This is a genomic window from Methanobrevibacter sp. (assembly GCF_045220775.1).
Taxonomy (GTDB): Archaea; Methanobacteriota; Methanobacteria; order Methanobacteriales; family Methanobacteriaceae; genus Methanocatella.
The window spans coordinates 40,236-61,106 of sequence record NZ_JBGUWC010000121.1 but is presented as its reverse complement, the minus strand read 5'-3'; the positions used below and the strand labels follow the sequence as shown (position 1 = coordinate 61,106).

Here is a 20,871-nt window from a genome sequence, read left to right as displayed (position 1 = left end):
TTAATTATTTATATTGATTTTATTAATTATGACTTGGTATATTGCTTAAATAGGAATAGTATAATTACTTAAATAAAATTAGTATAATTACTTAATTTATTTGCTAATTGTAGCAGTTTTTCTCACAGCTGTTAGAAATATTCTTTTTTCTTTGTTGAATTTCTATTTTTAAGTATATTATTATTTTTTTGTAATTTTGTTAAATACTATTTTTTCAAAATATTTTTAATATATTATTAATAAAAAATTTAAATAATGTAATTTTTTTCAAACATCCTGTCCAAATAATTTTTAAATAATGTGATGTATTGACAAATGGGTAATGGGAGAATTGATTTAATATGTCAAATAATGAAAGCTTTTTTGTTTCCAACTTACCAAATGGGGAAATTAGAGAAATCTTAATTAATAATTGTTTTGAAGATTCATGCCCATTAAATGAATCTCAATTAAATGTTTATATGGATGAAACGCAAAATAACTGTACTGCATATAATAATCCATTTAAAATAAGATTTGATGGAAATTATTCTTTAGATGATATTAAGCAGACTATTGATAAGTTATTCAATATGGTCCCTGTCTTATCTGCACGTATTGTGGATGATGGGGAAAATATTTCTTTTGCTTTCGATGCAAAGCCACAGGTAATTGAAGGATCTATTGGGGATGTTGATTCTTTTGTTCGTCCTTTTGATTTGGAAAAAAATTTATCAAAATTCTTAATGGTTAAAGAAGGAGATTCCAATTTTTTATATGCTGATTTTCATCATTTGATATTTGATTATAATTCATTAAACATTTTAATGAATAAATTAACCTTGATTTTAAATGGTGATGATTGCGATTTTGTGGATGATGGAGTTTTAAGACGGATTTCACTTGAAAATTATATCATTGATTCAAAATATAAAAAAGATGCCGAAATGTTTTATGAATCCGTTTTATGTGACTCGGATGAGGTTTATGAATTATCATCTTCCATTAAAAATGAATTTGATGATGATTTTAAATATATCTCTTCATTTGACATTAATTTAAGCCCATTTTTACAAAACCATTCTATTTCTAATAATCAATTTTTCACAAGTGTTTTTGCTTATACGTTATCAAGATTTGCAGGTTCCTCAAAAGTGTTGTTTAATTTGATTGAGGATATTAGAAGCCAAATTGATTCTCCATGTTCAATCGGTATGCTTTCGAACATGATACCCTTGCTATTCGACTGTAAAAATCAAGGCATCAACTCCTATTTTGAATATTGCTCTAATTTAATCAATTCAGCAACTGAATTTAGCATGTATCCTTTCAGCGATTTACAAAATGAATACAATTCAAATATTGCATTCCAATATGTTAATGATGCTTTAAATAATGATGCTGAAGAATTAAAGCATGATTTGCCATATGATTTGTTATTTTATGTTTCAGGTGAGGATGCAGTTGAAATTAAAATAATATACTCAGACAAATTCTCAAATGATTTCATTAAACGTTTTGCTGATGCATTCAAATCAATTGCAAATGCAATGATTAAAGTTGATGAATTATCAGACATTAAATATACTTCTTCATCTGATTTGGAGATTTTGGAGGGTTTAAATAAAACAGAACATCCTTTGAAATATGATGATATTTTAGATGCATTCAATGATAATCTCGCTAGAAATCCTGAAGGTAAACTTGTTTCCTGCAGGGATAATGCCTATACTTACTCTGAAGGTGCTTTCATTGCAGATAAAATCGCTAAACGATTAATGGATTTGGACATCAAAGAGCAGGATAACGTTGCTTTTTTAACAGAACGCTGTGAGCATTACATGTTCAGTGTTTTAGGTATTCTGTCTGTAGGTGCAGTTTATGTACCGTTGGATGATACGCATCCTGATGATCGTATACAGTTTATATTGAAAGATACTGCTTCTAAAGTTGTTATTGTTAGTGATGAAACCCTCGAACGTGTTGAAGAGTTATGTGATGCAAGTATCTTAAACATTTCGCAAATACTTAATGAGGGTATTGGTGAATTAAACAATTTGCCAGTTGTTTATGGTGATTTGGCATGTATGCTGTATACCAGTGGTACTACAGGGCTTCCTAAAGGTGTTAAAGTTCCAAGAATTGCTCTTCTTAACTTGTCAGGATATTATGTTAGAAATTATGGTTTGAGTGACAATGATGTATTCGGATTATTCTCGGCTATTGGTTTTGATGCGGCTTATAAGGCAATTTTTGCAGCCATCTATGCAGGGGCCTGTTTGGATGTTATTCCAGGTGATGTTAAATTGGATATGAATACCTTGAATGATTATTTCATCAAGCAGGGAATAAATCATGTGGATATAACTACTCAGGTGGCCAAATTGCTTATCACTCAAATTGATGAACTTCCTTTGGATGTCCTATTTACTGGCGGTGAAAAATTAGGGGATTTTGATGAAGAAGTGAATTGCCGCTTTGTAGATGGATATGGTCCTACAGAAGCTTATGTTGAAGTTTCAACAATCGATGTTGATAAAAGAATTGATTCATCATCTATAGGGAGTCTTGTTGATAACATTAAAGCGTATGTGCTGGATGATGAGTTTAGAAGAGTGCCGGTAGGTGCTGTTGGTGAGCTGTACCTGGCAGGTAATCAGATAGCCTATGGATACCTTCATCGTGATGAGGAAACTGCTAAGGCATTCCTTGAAAATCCGTTTGAGGATAATGATGAGTATGGCATAATGTATCGTACAGGAGACCTCGTCAAATTCCTGCCTAATGGAACTTTGGGTGTTTTTGGCCGTAGGGACAGTCAGGTTAAAATCAGAGGTAATCGTCTGGAGCTCTCGGAAGTAGAAGCGGTTGTCCGTGAAATTGCATATGTTGATGATGTAACCATTCAGACAGTCAAGCATGGAAGCAATAATGAGCTTGTTGCCTATGTTGTCCTAGATAATGATTTTGACGATGATGATGTTGCTGATTTAATTTGTGAATATGTTCGTGATCGCAAACCTGAATACATGGTTCCTTCATTTGTAATAAGTTTAGATGCCATACCTTTGAATGTTAATGGTAAGGTTGATAAAAGGGCTTTGCCTGAAGTTGATGTGGAAGGACTGAGGGCGGAATATGTTGCTCCGACAACAGATGCTGAAAAACAAATCGTTGAAGCATTTGAAAAAGTATTTGAACAGGAGGGCATTGGTATTTATGATGACTTTGTTCGTCTTGGTGGGGATTCATTATCTGCAATTAAGTTATTGTATTATATTGATGATTACAATCTTTCTTCAGCCAATATTTTAAGTTTACGCACGCCTAAGGCAATTGCTGCAAGTATTAAAGAATTCAATCTTGATTTGGACATCTATTCATTGGATGGAGGTTGTCCTTTAAATGAACCTCAATTGAATGTTTATTTGGACATTATGGCTAATGAAAAATCTGATTCCTATCTTATCCCATTCAATATCAGCATTTCTAAGGATTATGTCTTAAATGAGTTAACAAGTGCATTATCCGAGATGTTTAGGGTTCATCCTATTTTGGAAATGAAGGTCAACAAGGACTTTGATGTTCCTTATCTTGTTAAAGGCAATGAACCTTTGATTTTGATAGAATCGGATGTGGATGACAGTTTTATTAAAGAATTTATTACTAGTCCTTTTGATTTGGAAGACAGTTTATGCAGGTTTTTAATTGTTGATGAAGATGAATGTTATAAATTGTATGCTGTTTTCCATCATTTGACTTTTGATGGAATGTCCGTTTCAGTGTTTGTTCATGACATATTTGAAATTCTTCATGGAAACGCATTGGATACGGATGATTCATTTTTAAAAGTGTCTGCATTTAATAATCAAATTAGTAAAACGGATGAATTTAAGGATGCTGCTTTATTTTATGAATCCATGTTAGTGGATGTTGATGAAGCAGGTGTTTTATTGGAAAGTATTTCTCCGGATGCTCCTGGAAATTATAATATTGACCTTGAAGCGGACATAACTGAATTTATGAACAAGTTTGATATCAGTGAAAATATTTTATTCACTGGTGTTTTTGCATATACATTATCCCGATTTGTTGGTGATGATAATGTCTTTTTCAATATAGTTGAGAATGGCCGTGACAGATTCAACAATTTTGATTCCATTGGAATGTTTGTAAATACATTGCCATTGTTGGTTGACTGTAAAAACCAGGACGTCAGCTCTTTTATGAATTATATGTCTGATTTGGTTTATGGGGTAATGGGATACAACTATTATCCATACAGATTATTAGCTAATGATTATAATATTAATTCCAATATTCTTTTCCAATATAGGCCTACATGGTTTATGGACGATGAGGATTTCATTGAGGATGATGTTTTTGAGGATATGGAAAATGTTGCTACAGGAATGAATGATTTTATAAGTGATTTAAGTGTTGTTGTCACTCAAATGGCTGATGATTATAATTTGGATATACAATATTCAGATAAATACTCTAAAGATTTAATAGAACGTATTGCAACATCATTCAAATTAATTTTGCATGATATTATTGAGGTCGATAAATTATCACAAATCAATTATACGTCTTCAGATGATTTAATGCTGTTGGATAGTTTCAATCAGACTGAACATCCTTTAACTCACGATGATATCATGGACGCATTTAATGACAATCTTGGTAAAAATCCGGACAGTAAACTTGTTTCCTGTATGGACAGGTCTTATACTTACGGTGAAGGTGCATTTATTGCAGATATGATTGCTAAACAGTTAATTGAATTGGGTGTCAAAGAACAGGACAATGTTGCTTTTTTAACAGAGCGCTGCGAGCATTATATGTTTGCTTCTTTAGGTATTTTATCAATTGGAGCAATATGCGTTCCTTTGGATGATAAACATCCTGATGAAAGATTAGAATTCATATTGAAAGATACCGATTCTAAAGTGGTCATTGTAAGTGATGAAACTTATAAACGTGCTAATGAATTATCCGATGCTTCCATTTTAAATATTTCTGACATGATTAAAGGAGATATTGGAAGTTTAAATACATTACCGGTTGCTTATGGAGATTTAGCCTGTATGTTGTATACAAGCGGTACTACAGGCATTCCTAAAGGTGTTAAAATAACACGCAAATCTGTTTTAAATCTTTCACAATTTTACTCTGAATCATTTGATTTTACCTGTGGGGATGTTTATGCATTATATTCAAGCATTAGTTTTGACGCAGGACCTCAGGCAATTTTCCAGTCAGTATATGCGGGAGCATGTTTGTCTGTAGTTCCGGAAGATATCAGATTCAATATTTTGAAATTGAACGAATATTTCATCAGACAAAATGTTACTCATACTTTTGTTTCTACGCAGGTCGGTAAACTGTTCATGGAACAGATAGACAAAACATCATTAAAGAGCTTGTCAGTAGGTGGTGAAAAATTAGGAGATGTTAAAAATTCTACTGATTATAACCTCATTGATGAATTCGGTCCAACAGAAGCCTTCGCATTTATTTCTTCAATAGATAATTCAGATAAAGTCGATGAATCATCTATTGGATTTTTCAATTATAATTCTAAAGAATATATTTTGGATTCAGAGGGAAGGCGTGTTCCTTTTGGAGCTATTGGTGAGTTATGTATCTCAGGTTATCAGGTTGCCGACGGGTATTTGAATCGTGATGAGGAAACAATAAAATCTTTCTTGGACAATCCTTTTGACAGTTTAGAAGGTTATGCTATTTTATATCGTACTGGTGATTTGGTACGTATGTTGCCGGACGGTTCTTTAGGTATCGTTGGCCGTATTGATGAACAGGTAAAAATTCGTGGAAATCGTGTAGAATTATCAGAAATAGAATCTGTTATTCGTCAAATCGATTATGTGGATGATGTAACTGTACAAACAATCAAACACGGGTCAAACAATGAATTAATAGCATATGTTGTTATATCAAATGATTTGGATGAAAATACTCTTGCGGACAATATTAGAGGTCATGTTTCTAAAAACAAACCTGATTATATGATTCCATCCTATGTAATTGGATTGGATGAAATTCCATTAAACGTCAATGGTAAGGTAGATAAAAGGGCTTTGCCGGAAATTGATATTGGAGGTTTGCATGTTGAGTATGTTGCCGCAACTAATGATACTGAAAAATTGATTATGGATTCCTTTGAAAGCATATTTAATCTTGAAAATATCGGTTTATTTGATGATTTCGTTCGTTTGGGTGGAGATTCTATTTCTGCTATACGTGTTATTGCAATGCTTCAGAAAAATGGTGTTTCCTGTACTGCAAGAGATATCTTAAATTACAAGACTCCTTATTTAATTGCTCAAAATCTCAAGGAATTTGATGATGAAATTTCCCATGATGCAGTTGAGGGAGAAGTAGATTTATTACCTATCCAAAGTTATTTCTTTGATCAAAATGATAAAAGTGAATTTGCACAACAGTTTATTTTGAAATCCAAAGTCGATTTGAATTCAACTGATTTACAAAATGCTTTGGATGAACTGTCCAACATTCATGACATGTTACGTGCTGTTTACAAATTTGATGATGACGGTAATATCATTCAGGAAATTTTACCATTGAACACTCGTGTTTGTGAAGTAAGGGAATACACAATTCATGATTTAAATAATGAATTCAACAGTATTTTTATCAATTCTGTTAGATCATTGGATATTCATGAAAAATTGCTTGATGTTACCCTTATTCATTATCATGGTAATGATTATGTTCTTTTCAATATTCACCACCTTATTATTGATGGTGTAAGCTGGAACATTTTGCTAGTAGATTTGACTTATATTTATTATCGTTTAGTGAAAGGTGAAGAAATAGACCTTTCAAGACCATATCCTTACAGAAATTGGGTTGAAGATGTTAAAGGATTGGTGTCCAATATTTCTGATGAGGAAAAACAGCATTGGGTTGAAATAAACGGTCTATTAAATGATTCTGATATTAAAGGAAAAACCAATATTTATGTATTCAATGTTGATGTTGATTATAATGCAGATAATCTGTTGATGTTGTCTGAAGAGGAATATTGGGCTTTGGCAATTGCGCGAGCCTATAAAAAGACTTTCGGCGAAGATATTATTTTCAATCGTGAGTCTCATGGTCGTGATGATACTATAGCAAATTTGAATAGGACTATTGGATGGTTTACCAGTCAGTATCCTGTGCTGGTTGATGTAAGTGCAGATGATGATGGAATTTCACTAATCAATGATGTTTATAATCTTAAATCCGCATTTAAGGACATTAAGAATTTAGGTTTGAATTATGGTTCATTAATTTATACAACTGAAGATTTGGAATTTAAAAATTGTCCGGTTACTTTCAATTTCTTGAGCAGTGAATTTGTATTTGAAAATGTATTGTTCAAATCTATAAATGACTATTTGGATTCTAATGAGGAGATTAGTCTGGATTTATATGATGATGATTTTTACGGCATAAGTTTCAATGTTTCACGTACTGATGATGTGTATTTGGTGGGTGGGGCTTATGCAATGGATACATATATTGGAGATCAATACTCTGATTTGGTTGAAAATATTAAAAAAGAGTTAAAATTCATTGCAAATTATAATTTTGAGGATAATATTGTTTGCAGTTTATCTGAACCTCAAATGGGTGTTTATTTGGATGAAAAAGTAAATGACAAGGGTGTTGCTTATTCAACTTCAACTATTTTTGAGTGTGATTTAAATAAATCTGTTGCGGATATTAAAAATGCAATCAATTCGGTCATAGATAAGCATCCTATTTTGAAAGGACGTATTTTGGATAATAATGACTTACCTCTTTTGGTTTGTGATTCCTATCCTTTAGTTGATGTTGTTAACAGTGAGGATATTGACAGTTTGGTCAAGCCTTTTGATTTAGGGGATAATCTAGCTCGTTTCTTTATAATAGATGCTCCTGAGCGTAAGGCCATATTTTTTGATATTCATCATATAATCAGTGATGCAACCACCATTTCTATTATCGTGAATGATTTAACTGATGCTTTAGAGGGTAATCTTGATAGTAATGTTGATTTAGGTTTCGTTTACAGCAGCAATGACTTCTTTGATTCTAAATTCCAATCAAATTATGATTCCGCTCATGAGTTTTTCGCTCGCAATTTTGCCGAAATTGATGAGATTCCAACTTTATTGGGTGATGTTGATAGCTCTGAAGGTAGTGTCATTCTTCCTATCCGAGGTATTAAGGATAAATTGGAAAGTTTTGCTCATGAAAATGGAATAACTGTTGGTAATTTATTGAATGCTGTATTTGCTTATACTTATTCCCGATTCACTGGAAACAATAGGGTTTACTTTAATATTATGGAACACGGTCGTCATGAAGATTATGTTCAGGAGGCAGTAGGCATTTTTGTTAGAACAATTCCTCTTGTTGTTGACTGTAGCAATGTTTCTGTTAAAGATTATGTGAGTCACGTTTCTGATTTGGTTTTAGATTCAATGGCTAATAGTATTTACCCATTCAGATTGCTTGCCAGTGAATTTAATTTAAGTAATGATATATTCTTTGAATATAATTCTGATTTAAATGACATGTCATTTGTTGGTGAGGATATAATTCTTACGGATTATGCCATGGATACTGTTGGTGAGTTTTCATGTGTTGCAAATGATTTGGATGATGGTTATGCAATTTCTGTTGATCATTCTGATAAATATAGTCAGGAAACTGCTGAACGCTTTGTATATGTATTTAAGGAAATCTTAACTCAAATATTGGACAAAACCGATTTGAAGGATATTGATTATGTCTCCTCTGATGATTTGAATCTTTTGAAGAGCTATAATCAGACAGATTATCAATTGGATTATGAAGATGTTTTAGATGCGTTCAATGATAATCTTTCTGAAAATCCTGACAATAAACTGGTATCCTTTGAAGACATTTATTATACTTATGGTGAAGGAGCTTTCGTTGCACAAAAAATAGCTGAACAGTTAATTGAATTAGGTGTCAAACCTCAGGATAATGTGGCATTTTTAACTGAACGTAGTCAATATTACATGTTTAATGTTTTAAGCATTTTGTCTGCAGGTGCGGTTTATGTGCCGTTGGATGATAATCATCCGAATGACCGTATACAGTTTATATTGGAGGATACTGCTTCTAAAGTGGTCATAGTCAGTGATGAAACCTATGAAAGGGTTAAAGGTTTAACGGATGCTTATATTTTAAATATTTCGGACATATTTAAAGAGGAAATTGGAAGCTTAAACAGATTGCCTGTTTCTTATGGTGATTTGGCATGCATATTGTATACAAGTGGAACTACTGGAATTCCTAAAGGTGTTAAAATCACAAGAAAATCACTTCTTAATGTATCAGAATCATACATTAACGATTATAACTTAAGCAGCAGTGATGTTTATGGTTTATTCTCATCTATAGGTTTTGACGTAAGCAGTTTTGTTATCTCTGCAGTAATGTGTTCCGGTGCATGTTTGTCTGTAATTCCTGAAGATATCCGGTTAAACATGTTTGAGTTGAACAGGTATTTCATTGACCATAACGTTTCTCATGCGTTCATTACCACTCAGGTAGGTAAACTGTTCATGCAAAGTGTTGATGAAACTTCATTGGAGTTATTGCTAGTTGCAGGTGAGAAACTGGGCGAATTTGACAGTCCCGAAGGTTATCAATTGGTTGATGCTTATGGTCCGACTGAAGCATTTGCATTTGTTACATCCATCAATAATTCCGATAAACAGGATTACTCATCTGTAGGATTATGTAACTGCAATACTAAATATTATGTGTTGGATGATGAATTAAGGCAAGTGCCTATAGGTGCAGTTGGCGAATTATATATTGCGGGCCATCAGGTCGCTGACGGTTATTTGAACCGTGAAGAAGAAACAGGAAAAGCATTTATTGATAATCCGTTTTGCAGTGATGAAAATTATCATACTTTATATCGTACAGGAGATATGGTACGTGTATTGCCGGATGGCACTTTGGGAATAGTTGGCCGTCGAGATAGTCAGGTTAAAATCCGTGGAAACCGTGTTGAATTGTCTGAAATTGAAGCAGTTATTCGTGATGTTAATTATGTTGAAGATGTAAGTCTTCAAACATTTAAGAATGGAACTAATAATGAATTGGTGGCTTATGTTGTTTCTAACATTGAAGATGAAACTACTGTTGAAGAAGAGATTAGAAGTCATGTTTTAAACAATAAACCTGATTATATGGTGCCTTCATTTTTCATATTCCTAGATGAAATTCCTTTAAATGTTAACGGTAAGGTTGACAAACGTGCTTTGCCTGAGGTAAATATGAGCAGTTTGCGTGCCGAATATCTTGCTCCTAGTACAAAAGATGAAAAAGTTATTGTGGATGCCTTTGAAAAGGTATTTGATCTAAAAAGGATTAGTTTAAATGATGATTTCATCCATCTTGGTGGAGATTCATTAACTGCTATTAAATTACTTTCATATTTGGAGGGTTACAATATAACTGCTTCGGATATTTTAAGTTTACGCACACCATTGGCAATTGCCGGAAGCATTAGGGAATTTACATTTGATTTGGATATGTATTGCTTGGAGGAGGGTTGTCCTTTAACAGAATCTCAGTTGAATATTTATCTGGATATTATTTCTAACAGTAAAACAGATTCCTTCTTAATTCCTTTAAACATTAACGTTCCTGAGAAATATGGTGTTGATGAATTAACCGATGCTTTAGAAAAGATGTTTGCCGTTCACCCTATTTTGGAGATGAAAGTTAGTGATGAGTTTGATGTGCCATATCTTGTTAAAGGCAGAAAGCCGCCAATTTCTATTGAATCAAATGTTAGTGATGAATTCGGCCGTGAATTTGTAACTAAACCATTTGATTTAGAGGACGGTCTGTGCAGATTTTTAATTCTTAAAAATGATGAAATATATATGCTGTTCGCAGTTTTCCATCATTTGATTTTCGACGGTCTTTCAGCTTCAGTATTTGAACATAATCTGTTTGAAATTCTTGGCGGAAAATATATTGAAATTGATGATTCATTTTTACAGGTGTCTGCATTTAACAGTCAAATTTGTGAAATGGATGAATTTGATAATGCCGCTTTATTCTATGAATCCATGTTGGCGGATATTGATGAGGTAGATGTTTTATTGGATAGCGTTTGTCCTGATGGGCCTGGATCATATGATATTGATTTGGAAATCGACATTGGTGAATTTATGGATAAGTATGATGTCAGTGAGAATGTTTTATTCACAAGTGTCTTTGCATATACTTTATCAAGATTTATGGGTGATGAAAAGGTCTTTTTCAATATAGTTGAGAATGGCCGTGACAGATTCAATAATTTCAACTCCATCGGTATGTTCGTGAATACCTTACCTGTACTGGTTGACTGTAAAGACCAGGATGTCGGTTCATTTATGGATTATATGTCTGATTTGATTTATGGAGTATTGGGATACAATTATTATCCATACAGATTATTGGCCAATGATTATGACATTAATTCAGATATTCTTTTCCAATTTAAACCGGATTGGTTTATAAAAGAGGAGGTATTTTTCAGTGAAAATACATTTGACAATAAAGTCAGGGATGAAATTTTTGAAGACATGAATGATTTCATCACAGATTTTGAAGTTGAAGTAATTCAAAATGGCAGTGATTACAGTTTAAATATTATTTATTCAAATAGGTATTCTAAGGATATGGTTGAGCGTTTCGCCGAATCTTATAAATTAATATTAGCACAATTGATTTCTGTTGAAAGATTATCTGACATTAATTATGTTTCAGAGTCTGATTTGGAGCTTTTAGATTTTATTAATCAAACTGAATATGATTTGATTTATGACGATATTCTGGATGCATTCAATAATAATCTTTCAAATAATCCTGATAGTAATCTAGTGTCATTTAATGAGGATGTCTACACTTATGCTGAAGGTGCCTTTATTGCTGATAAGATTGCTGAATCTTTAAAAGGTCTTGGTGTTGTGCCAGGGGACAATGTTGCGTTCCTTGTTGAGCGTTCTGAATTGTACATGTTTAGCGTTTTAGGTATTTTGTCTGTTGGTGCTACTTATGTTCCTTTGGATGATGCCCATCCTGATGAACGTATTGAATTTATATTGAATGATACTGAGCCTAAGGTTGTTCTTGTTAGTGATAAGACTTGTGAGCGTACTGGGAATATAATTGATTCTGCTGATACTTTAAATATTTCTAATATTTTAAAGGACGAAATTGGAACTTTGGATGAATTGCCTGTTGTTTATGGTGATTTAGCTTGTATGCTCTACACAAGCGGTACTACTGGTATTCCTAAAGGTGTTAAAGTTACAAGAAAATCTGCTTTAAATGTTCCATCATACTATAATGATGCTTATGGTTTAAAACATGATGATGTTTATGGTATGTTTGCAACTATTGGTTTTGATGCAGGATCATGGGCTATTTTATCAACAATTTGTGCAGGAGCATGTTTGGCCATAATTCCAGAAGATATTCGTTTGGATATGAATGCAATGAACGATTATTTCATCAAACACAATGTCACCCATACTTTCATTACTACCCAAGTAGGTAAGCTCTTTGTTGATAGTGTTGGAGATACCTCATTAAATGTTTTGGTTGTAGGTGGTGAAAAGTTAGGTGAGTTTACAAGTCCTGAAAATTATGAATTAATTGATATTTACGGACCTACTGAAGCATTCGTTTTCGTTGCATCCAAAAACAATAAGGATAAGATTGATTCTTCATCTGTTGGTGATTTGATTTACAATACCAAAGCATATATCTTGGATGAAGAGTTTAGGCGTGTTCCTGTTAGTGCTGTAGGTGAATTATACCTGGCTGGTGACCAAATAGCAGAAGGTTACCTAAACAATGAAGAAGAAACAACTCGTGCATTCATCAATAATCCATTTGATGATGGAAACTATGATGTATTGTATCGTACTGGTGATATGGTGCGTGTATTGTCTGATAACTCTTTATCTGTTGTTGGCCGTCGTGACAGTCAGGTTAAAATCCGTGGAAACCGTGTGGAACTGCTTGAAGTTGAATCTGTGGTTAGAAAAATACCATTTGTTGATGATGTTACCGTTCAAACAGTGGTTAATCATGGAAACAATGAACTGGTGGCATATATTACTGTGTCTGATGAGGTTAATGAGGATAATCTCAGAAATGATGTTCGTGAATTCGTAGCCAATCGTAAACCTGACTATATGATCCCTTCATTTGTAGTCAAATTGGATGAAATCCCTTTAAATGTCAACGGTAAGGTTGACAAACGTGCTTTGCCTAAAGTTGATTTCGACAATATGGGTGGAGAATATGTTGCCCCTAGCAATGATGTTGAAGCATTTTTCGTTGAATGCTTTGAGGAATTATTGGGAGTTAATAAAATCAGCGTAACTGATGATTTCTTCGAAATGGGAGGAGACTCAATGCTTGTAATTAAAATTATTTACAAATCTGTCAATGAGGGGTATTCAATTTCCTACGCAGATTTATTTAATAATCCGACACCAAAAGCATTGTCCAATTTCATTCTGTCTGCACAACCGCAAACTGCTGATGCAGAAGACGATTATGATTATTCATTAATAGATAATCTATTGCAAAAGAACAATATGGATTCATTCTACGGCAGTGAATGTGAGGAAAGTTTAGGCAATGTCCTGTTAACGGGAGTTACAGGATATCTTGGAATTCATATACTTTATGAATTACTCGAAAATGAAACGGGGGATATTTACTGTTTAATCAGATCCAAAAAGGATTTAAGTATTGAAGAAAGGTTAAATGGACTGTTGAACTATTACTTTGGACGAGATTTCACAGAATTTAAAGGAAGGATACATCTTGTTGAAGGAGATATAACAAACCCTGATGACCTTAAAAAATTAAGTTCCTTTGACATTAATACGGTTATTAATAGTGCAGCTAATGTAAAACACTTTGCACATGGCAGTGAAATAAAGGACATTAATTTATATGGAGCAATTAATGTTTTAGAATTCGCAAAACTCAAAAAGGCCAAATTTGTTCAGGTTTCAACTTGCAGTGTTTCAGGTATTCATCCCGAAGATATGCCGGAGGATGTCAGTCTTGGTGAAAGTGATTTATTTATTGGTCAGGATTATGTCAGCAACAAATATGTTGAAAGCAAATATCTTGCTGAAAGGTCAATTCTTGAATCCGTCGCCGATGATGATTTGGATGTTAAAATAATGAGGGTTGGAAATCTTATGGCTAGAAGTTACGACTCAAGATTCCAACAAAATTTTGATACAAATGCATTTATAAACAGTTTAAAATCATATGTAACCATTGGAAAAGTGCCAGAATCTGTTTCACAAGAAGAATTGGAATTCAGCCCTATTGATTTAACAGCTAAAGCAATTGTAATGTTATCAAAAACACCAAAAGATTGCACAGTTTTCCATCCGGCCACTAACCGTATTGTAACTTTCGCTCAATTGGTTGATGTTTTCAATAAATTGGATTTAAATGTGGAAATAGTTGATGATGAGATATTTAACGAAACTTTAAATGATATCTTAATGGATGAGTCAAAACAAGAGGGACTATTCGGTATTGGAACGGAATTAAATGATGAGGATGTATTTATTCCTGTTGATAAAGAGTATACTCTAAAGGTTTTATCTGAATTTGGTTTTGAATGGCCACAAACAAGTGAGAAATATCTGTCTGATTTCATAAATTCATTAAAGGGTTTAGGATTTTTCAATATTTAATGAGAGGATAGTTTATGCAGTTTGAAAGAAACAATAAATTGATAACTAGTAAATTTTGGCAATACTTTTTTCCAACAGTTATGAGTGTCTTTGCAGCCAACATGGCAGTTGTTGTAGATTCTGTAATAGTTTCATCACTTATTGGTGTTGAAGCACTTTCCGGCTTGCAGATTTTATTCCCGTTTATAGCTTTCCTTGATTTATTATGTTGGATGATAGGTTTGGGAGGCAGTTTACTTTGTGCTGCAGCTAAGGCTAATTTTGATGAAAAAGAAGCTAATAGAATTTATTCTGTTGCAAACGTTTCGGTGGTGGCCATAGGCATTATTATAATGATAATTGGATTGTTATTTCCTGATATGATTATTGGATGGTTGTCCAATTCAGTTACTCCTAACGTGTATGCTTTGGACTATTTCAGGATGTATACTATTGGCATTCCTTTCTTTTGCTTTATGCTGTCCATGTTTTATTATGTTGGAACAGACGGCATGCCGGAATTCACATCAAAAGCATTGATAATTGCCAGTATTTTGGATCCTTTATTTGATATTATTTTAATATATTTCTTCAATATGGGCATGGCAGGTTCAGGATTGGCCACTTCAATCAGTTTCATTGGAGGGTCACTCTTCTTATCATTATATTTCTTTAAGCCTAACCGTACATTCAAAATGGTAAAGGTCAAATTTGCTATTGCAGTAAAAGATTTTATACAGGTTTGTAAATCAGGTTTTGGCGGAGCTTCAGTTCAATTATATCTTGTTATATCCACCTTGTTCTGCAATTCAGTAATTATTTCTTTAATGGGTGATCAAGGATTAATGTCTCAGGAAATCTGTACAAGTGTGTTGCTTATAATATCAATATTTTTCATAGGATTGGTCGAGACTGTATCGCCTATGCTGTCAGTTTATCATCAGGATAATGACTATTCGGCCATTGATTATCTGATAAAAATTTCAATTAAATTTATAGCTATTGTAGGTGTGATTTTTGCAGCCATTTCCTTTTTATTCCCTGAGGTTATACTCATGTTGTATTCCGTAAAAATGCAATATGCTTCAATGGTTACAGATGCTATCAGACTATATGGATTATCGTTTTTGACAATTGGTTTTGCATTTTTCTATATATTTTATACTCAGGCCATTCAAAAAAACAAACTATCAAATATTGTTTCAATATCATACAATTTAATTCTTGTGGTAACAATGCTTGTCATATTGCCTAAGATATTTGGAAATAATGGTGTTTGGATTACACAGTTCTGTGTTGGTGTAATCACATTGCTTGGAATAGTGATTTATTCCAGATATCTAAACAAAAAATCAAACGGAGAATATCATGGGATATTTATTAATAAGTCTCATGGAGATAATATTTGGGAATATACCATAAATGCCAATGCTTCTGAGGTGTATGGTTTAGTGTCTGTAATAAAAAATAAATTGGGTGATAATAAATTGTCTGATATCACTTGCATGTCCTTAGATGAGTTTCTTAATCATATAATTGAAACAAATGAGGAACTTGATACAATAGATGTTTTATTGGATGTTGGTGATAAGGCTATTAAAATTTATATTAAAGATTTGGGAGCTGAAAGAACGGAAAATTTCACCTTTAAATATGACGATTCAGGTTATAATAGAAAATTGAATCAAACATGCGTAATAGGTTTAAATAGTACTTTAATTACCATTGAGAATTAACACTTAAATTTGTTTTTTCTCCTCTTTTATTTTTTTGTAAGATTTTTTAACAAGTGATTTTTGAGATATATATTGAACAATTTGTAAAAGTAATGGATAACACTTATACTTTTAGGTCTTGTTTGTTCATATTATTTGAAACAAGTTTCGAATTTGATGTAGATAATTTCTATACTATTATGCAAACAGTAACATGAAGTTAGTCAAAAGGAATCAGAAATTGCATGATCCTGATTCTCCACTATTAATTGGTGATGTTAAAGAGAGTGATGCTATAAAAGAAATTTCAGAGCCAAGCTATATTGATGCACAACAAAGTTTATTTTGATTTATTTTACCGAAAACTTTATATATCTTGTTTTTATCACTACAATTTTACTAAATGGCTTCAACAAGCTTTAATTATTGATTAGACAATATATGTCTAGTTAAAAAGCCTTCAATAACAAATGGGGGTGAATAGGTATGATGTTAATATTTTTTAACAGGTATTTATTTGCTAATCGTAGCAGTTTTTCTCACGGCTGTTATGGTGTTTCCTCATTTCATCTCTTGGAGGTGAAGATACGGAGTTAATTATCTTCGCAATTGGAACATATAGTTTTAATATTATTTCAATAATTAAAACTATTTTGTTTTCAATATTGATTTAAGATAATTTTCTCAGTTTCCACCTCCAATTTTTAGGCAATTAAATATAATCAAATTATCGATGATGGTCATTTGAAAACAAGTTATTTTTCATGGAGGCTTTTTCCCTGGAGATGCCCACTATTTAATTGCCAATTACTATAATTAAGTTTATATAGGACATTCCATAGATTATTATGCAAGAGTATTACTTTTGGTAAACTCTAAGAGATGAAATGGATTTAATGTCTGTGGGAATATTGTGGAGTTTTTCTCCGCAATAAGACATTAAATTGAACTATTTTTTTTAATATAATTATTATATCGATATTATTATGCAAATTTTTCAACTAAGCTAGTAAAAGAAATTGGAAGTTGCACGATTCTGATTGTTCAAATTTTGAATTTTTTGTCATTTTAGAGTTAAGTGAATGATTTCCTCATCAACAATTCTTTTTTTAATTAAAGTAATATTATTTTTACAATATTATTTTAAATATTTTAACAAATATAATATTTATTGAATAAAATGAGATTATATGGGTTAAAATATGAATCAAAAGTCTAAATTTTTTATTTTCATAATTATTCTGTGTATTTTACTTACTATAACCGGAGTTTGTGCAAGTGACAACCAGACGGAAAGTGAAGTAAATTATCAATCGGATTTTAAATTAGATGAAAATTTGCAATCTGCTGGTGAATCCAGTATGAATGCCCAATCAATAGATGAGGATAATCTTAAAGCGGGTACTGAAAATGAAAATTATACCTTTGATGATTTTTATAGGGATATGATGGACAGCGGCACCACATTTAATGTGAAACATGATTACAGATACGATAAAAGCGATAATTCGGAGCATCTCTTTATTAATTCAACAAACTTGGTAATAAACGGTAATGGGTTTACTATAGACGGTGCCAATTCGTTGTATGGTTTTAAGTTTTCCAATGACGAGATGGAAGAAAATCAATTAATAAATGTTTCTATCAACAACTTGACTTTTAGAAATTTTGGTGAAACGCCTGTAGAATTTCAGGCTGCAAATGTTAACTTAAATAATGTTAAGTTCGTAAACTGTTCCTGTCCATTGGGAGGAATAGTCCTATGCAAGGAATCTATAGTGAATCTGAATAATGCCTATTTTTACACAAGAAACTGCACTAATTTTGTACTTATTGAAACTCCCTGTAATATAACAATAAACAATACAGAATTTGACGGTACAAACTGTTCTGAATCAGCTATTTGGCAGTATAGAGGCCATTTGATTATTGAAAACTGTAGATTTGGAAATTTCTCCACAAAAAATGCGGCTGCAATAAATTATAAGGGGGACTATCTTTCGATTAAAAATTCAAAATTTAGAAATTCCCTTGTTGTGTCAAGTGGAGGAGCGATAATCGCTAAATTTTTCCCAGCTTCCAATGATGATTCTACAGGATATGTTCCATCTGATGACTTTTTGATTGAAAATTGTGAATTCGATAATCTTTCAGCGGGTAATGATGGGGGAGTTATTTATATAGACCTTGATTCCGGTGCAGATCATGTTCACAAAAGTTTAAATGTCATCAATTCTAATTTCACTCATTGCACTTCTCGCTATGGTGGTGCCATTGCAATTCAAGGAGGTTTCCTAAACATTGAATGTTCCAATTTTATAAATAACTCTGCCGGCTTTGAAGGAGGTGCACTTTTTACAAGCTGGTCCAATGTTAACATTTCCGATTCTAGTTTCATCAACAATACAGCTGTAAATACTGCGGGAGCAATTTACTTCGATAAGGGTAAATTAACAGTTAAAGATTCTTATCTAATTGGAAATAAAGCTATGAAACCATCTTCTATTGCAGCAAATTGTATCTATGCTCATGATGTCGATGCATATTTCTCAAATTCCACTTTTGACAATGGAGGAGTTAGCGTTTATGTGGACTTTGCAACTGATTCAAAATTGGAAAATATTACAAAAAATGAGGATATTTTCCTGATGGACAACAAAAATTACATTGTTTCAGTTGAAAGTAAAGGAATAAAACTCAATTTGACAAAGAACGAAATAATTGTCAATCAACTCCCGTCCAAGTTTGATTTAAATGAGTGGGGTTGGGTTTCTCCTGTCAAGCTTCAGGGGGATAATGACGATTGCTGGGCATTTGCAACAGTGGCATCATTGGAATCATCTCTTTTAAAGGCAACTGGGCAATATTATAATCTCTCACAGAACTATGTTCAAAAACTGCAATTGAAATATTATCCTTATGGTGATTTGAGAATCAGCCTAACCGGTTTTGCCTACAGTGGTTTAGGTTATGCTTTAAGTTGGATCGGTGCTCTTCCAACTGATGCAAGCTACGATGATAGGGGAATGATTGCAGATACAGATTTTAATGTTTCCAGAATTCATCTTCAGGATGCAATGATAATTCTGCCTGGCGGAAACGATACTATAGATATGATAAAGAAGGCAATAATGAAATACGGTTCAGTTTCTGTTCAGCTAATCCTTGCCGATATTAATGATGAATTAATCACTACCGGAGATGATATTGCTTTTATGGACCATTCAATTCATTTCATTACACTTATAGGTTGGGATGATAACCAAACTACTGATTATGGAAAAGGTGTTTGGTTAACTAAGGACTCACTATTCGGTTTTTATCATCAATCATATGATGATGAAAGTCTATTGGCCGTAGATTATTATTCAATTGTCCCTCAAAATCCTGCAATCTGTTACATTTTTGAAAATGACATTGACTATCATGTAAACTATCAGACAGATTTGACCGGTTTGACAGGATTTGATTCAAACTACACATATTATTCAAACGAATTCATTTCAAAGTATGATGAGCTGATTGGTGCTGTCGGAACTTACTTCAACGAGTCAGGAATTGATTATTCCTTTGATGTTTATGTCAACGGCAAGATAGTCCACTCTCAAAAGGGGGTTAGTGAATTTGCAGGATTTAGAACAATTGTTTTAAGCAAATATATTCCAGTTTGTGCTGGTGACAAGTTCAAAGTTGTCTTTAAAAACAATGCCCTTCCTTATCAGGCATACTCAAGACTTCATTATGTTCCGGGAATGTCAATGGTAAGTGCAGATGGTAAGACATGGTCTGATATGGAACCATTAAATAAAACAGTCTGTCTTAAAGTATATACTGTAGCGGATGACTGTAAGGTCATTCAAAATAAGGACATTACTGTAACCTATGGTGATGGATCTTACTTTAAGGTCAAGGTTGTAACAGGTGATGGCAGACCAGTCGGTGCAGGCGAAGCAGTTGAATTCACAATCAACGGCAAAACAACAACTGTCAAAACCGACTCAAGTGGTATCGCCAAAATAAAGATAACCAACAAGGTAGGAAGCTATACAGTTACAACTGCTCTTAATAAAAACAAATATAAAAATAAGGTTATCATTAAAGCAAAACCTAATAAGATTGTGCTTAAGGCAAGCAAGGTTACAATCAAAAAGAAATCTGCTAAAAAATTGGTTTTAAAGGCAACCCTTAAAATCAACGGCAAAGCGGTTAAAGGTAAACTCATTAAGTTTACTCTTAACGGAAAAACCTACAAGGCAAAAACCAACAAGAAAGGTGTTGCACAAAAGACCTTAAAGAAAAGCGTCATTAAAAAGCTCAATAAAGGTAAAACCTATACTGTTAAAGTGATTTACCTTAAAAAATCAATTAAGACAAAAGTAATAGTCAAATAGATGAAATTTTTT

The 20,871-nt window shown here is 32.8% G+C and carries 4 protein-coding genes; all 4 read left to right on the top strand.

Features of this window, described 5'->3' with window-relative positions; genetic code table 11:
• Window positions 1–341: 341 nt before the first annotated feature.
• Complete coding sequence (locus ACJROP_RS08200; RefSeq protein WP_406534985.1) at window positions 342–14,774, top strand: amino acid adenylation domain-containing protein; 14,433 nt, start codon at window positions 342–344, stop codon at window positions 14,772–14,774.
• 14 nt (window positions 14,775–14,788) lie between these two features.
• Window positions 14,789–16,489 (top strand): MATE family efflux transporter, encoded by a 1,701-nt coding sequence (locus tag ACJROP_RS08195; RefSeq protein WP_406534984.1) that lies wholly within the window; start codon window positions 14,789–14,791, stop codon window positions 16,487–16,489.
• A 193-nt stretch (window positions 16,490–16,682) separates the two neighbouring features.
• A complete protein-coding gene (locus ACJROP_RS08190; protein ID WP_406534983.1) occupies window positions 16,683–16,817 on the top strand; it encodes a hypothetical protein in 135 nt (44 codons plus the stop codon).
• Window positions 16,818–17,829: 1,012 nt separating this feature from the next.
• Window positions 17,830–20,859, top strand: coding sequence for a lectin like domain-containing protein (locus ACJROP_RS08185; RefSeq protein WP_406534982.1), 3,030 nt, complete (start codon window positions 17,830–17,832; stop codon window positions 20,857–20,859).
• Window positions 20,860–20,871: the final 12 nt, after the last annotated feature.

What these genes read in the sequence shown, in the direction of transcription:
- ACJROP_RS08200 (WP_406534985.1), top strand. Translation starts at nt 342, where the DNA reads ATGTCAAATAATGAAAGCTTTTTTGTTTCCAACTTACCAAATGGGGAA.
- ACJROP_RS08195 (WP_406534984.1), top strand. Translation starts at nt 14,789, where the DNA reads ATGCAGTTTGAAAGAAACAATAAATTGATAACTAGTAAATTTTGGCAA.
- ACJROP_RS08190 (WP_406534983.1), top strand. Translation starts at nt 16,683, where the DNA reads ATGAAGTTAGTCAAAAGGAATCAGAAATTGCATGATCCTGATTCTCCA.
- ACJROP_RS08185 (WP_406534982.1), top strand. Translation starts at nt 17,830, where the DNA reads ATGAATGCCCAATCAATAGATGAGGATAATCTTAAAGCGGGTACTGAA.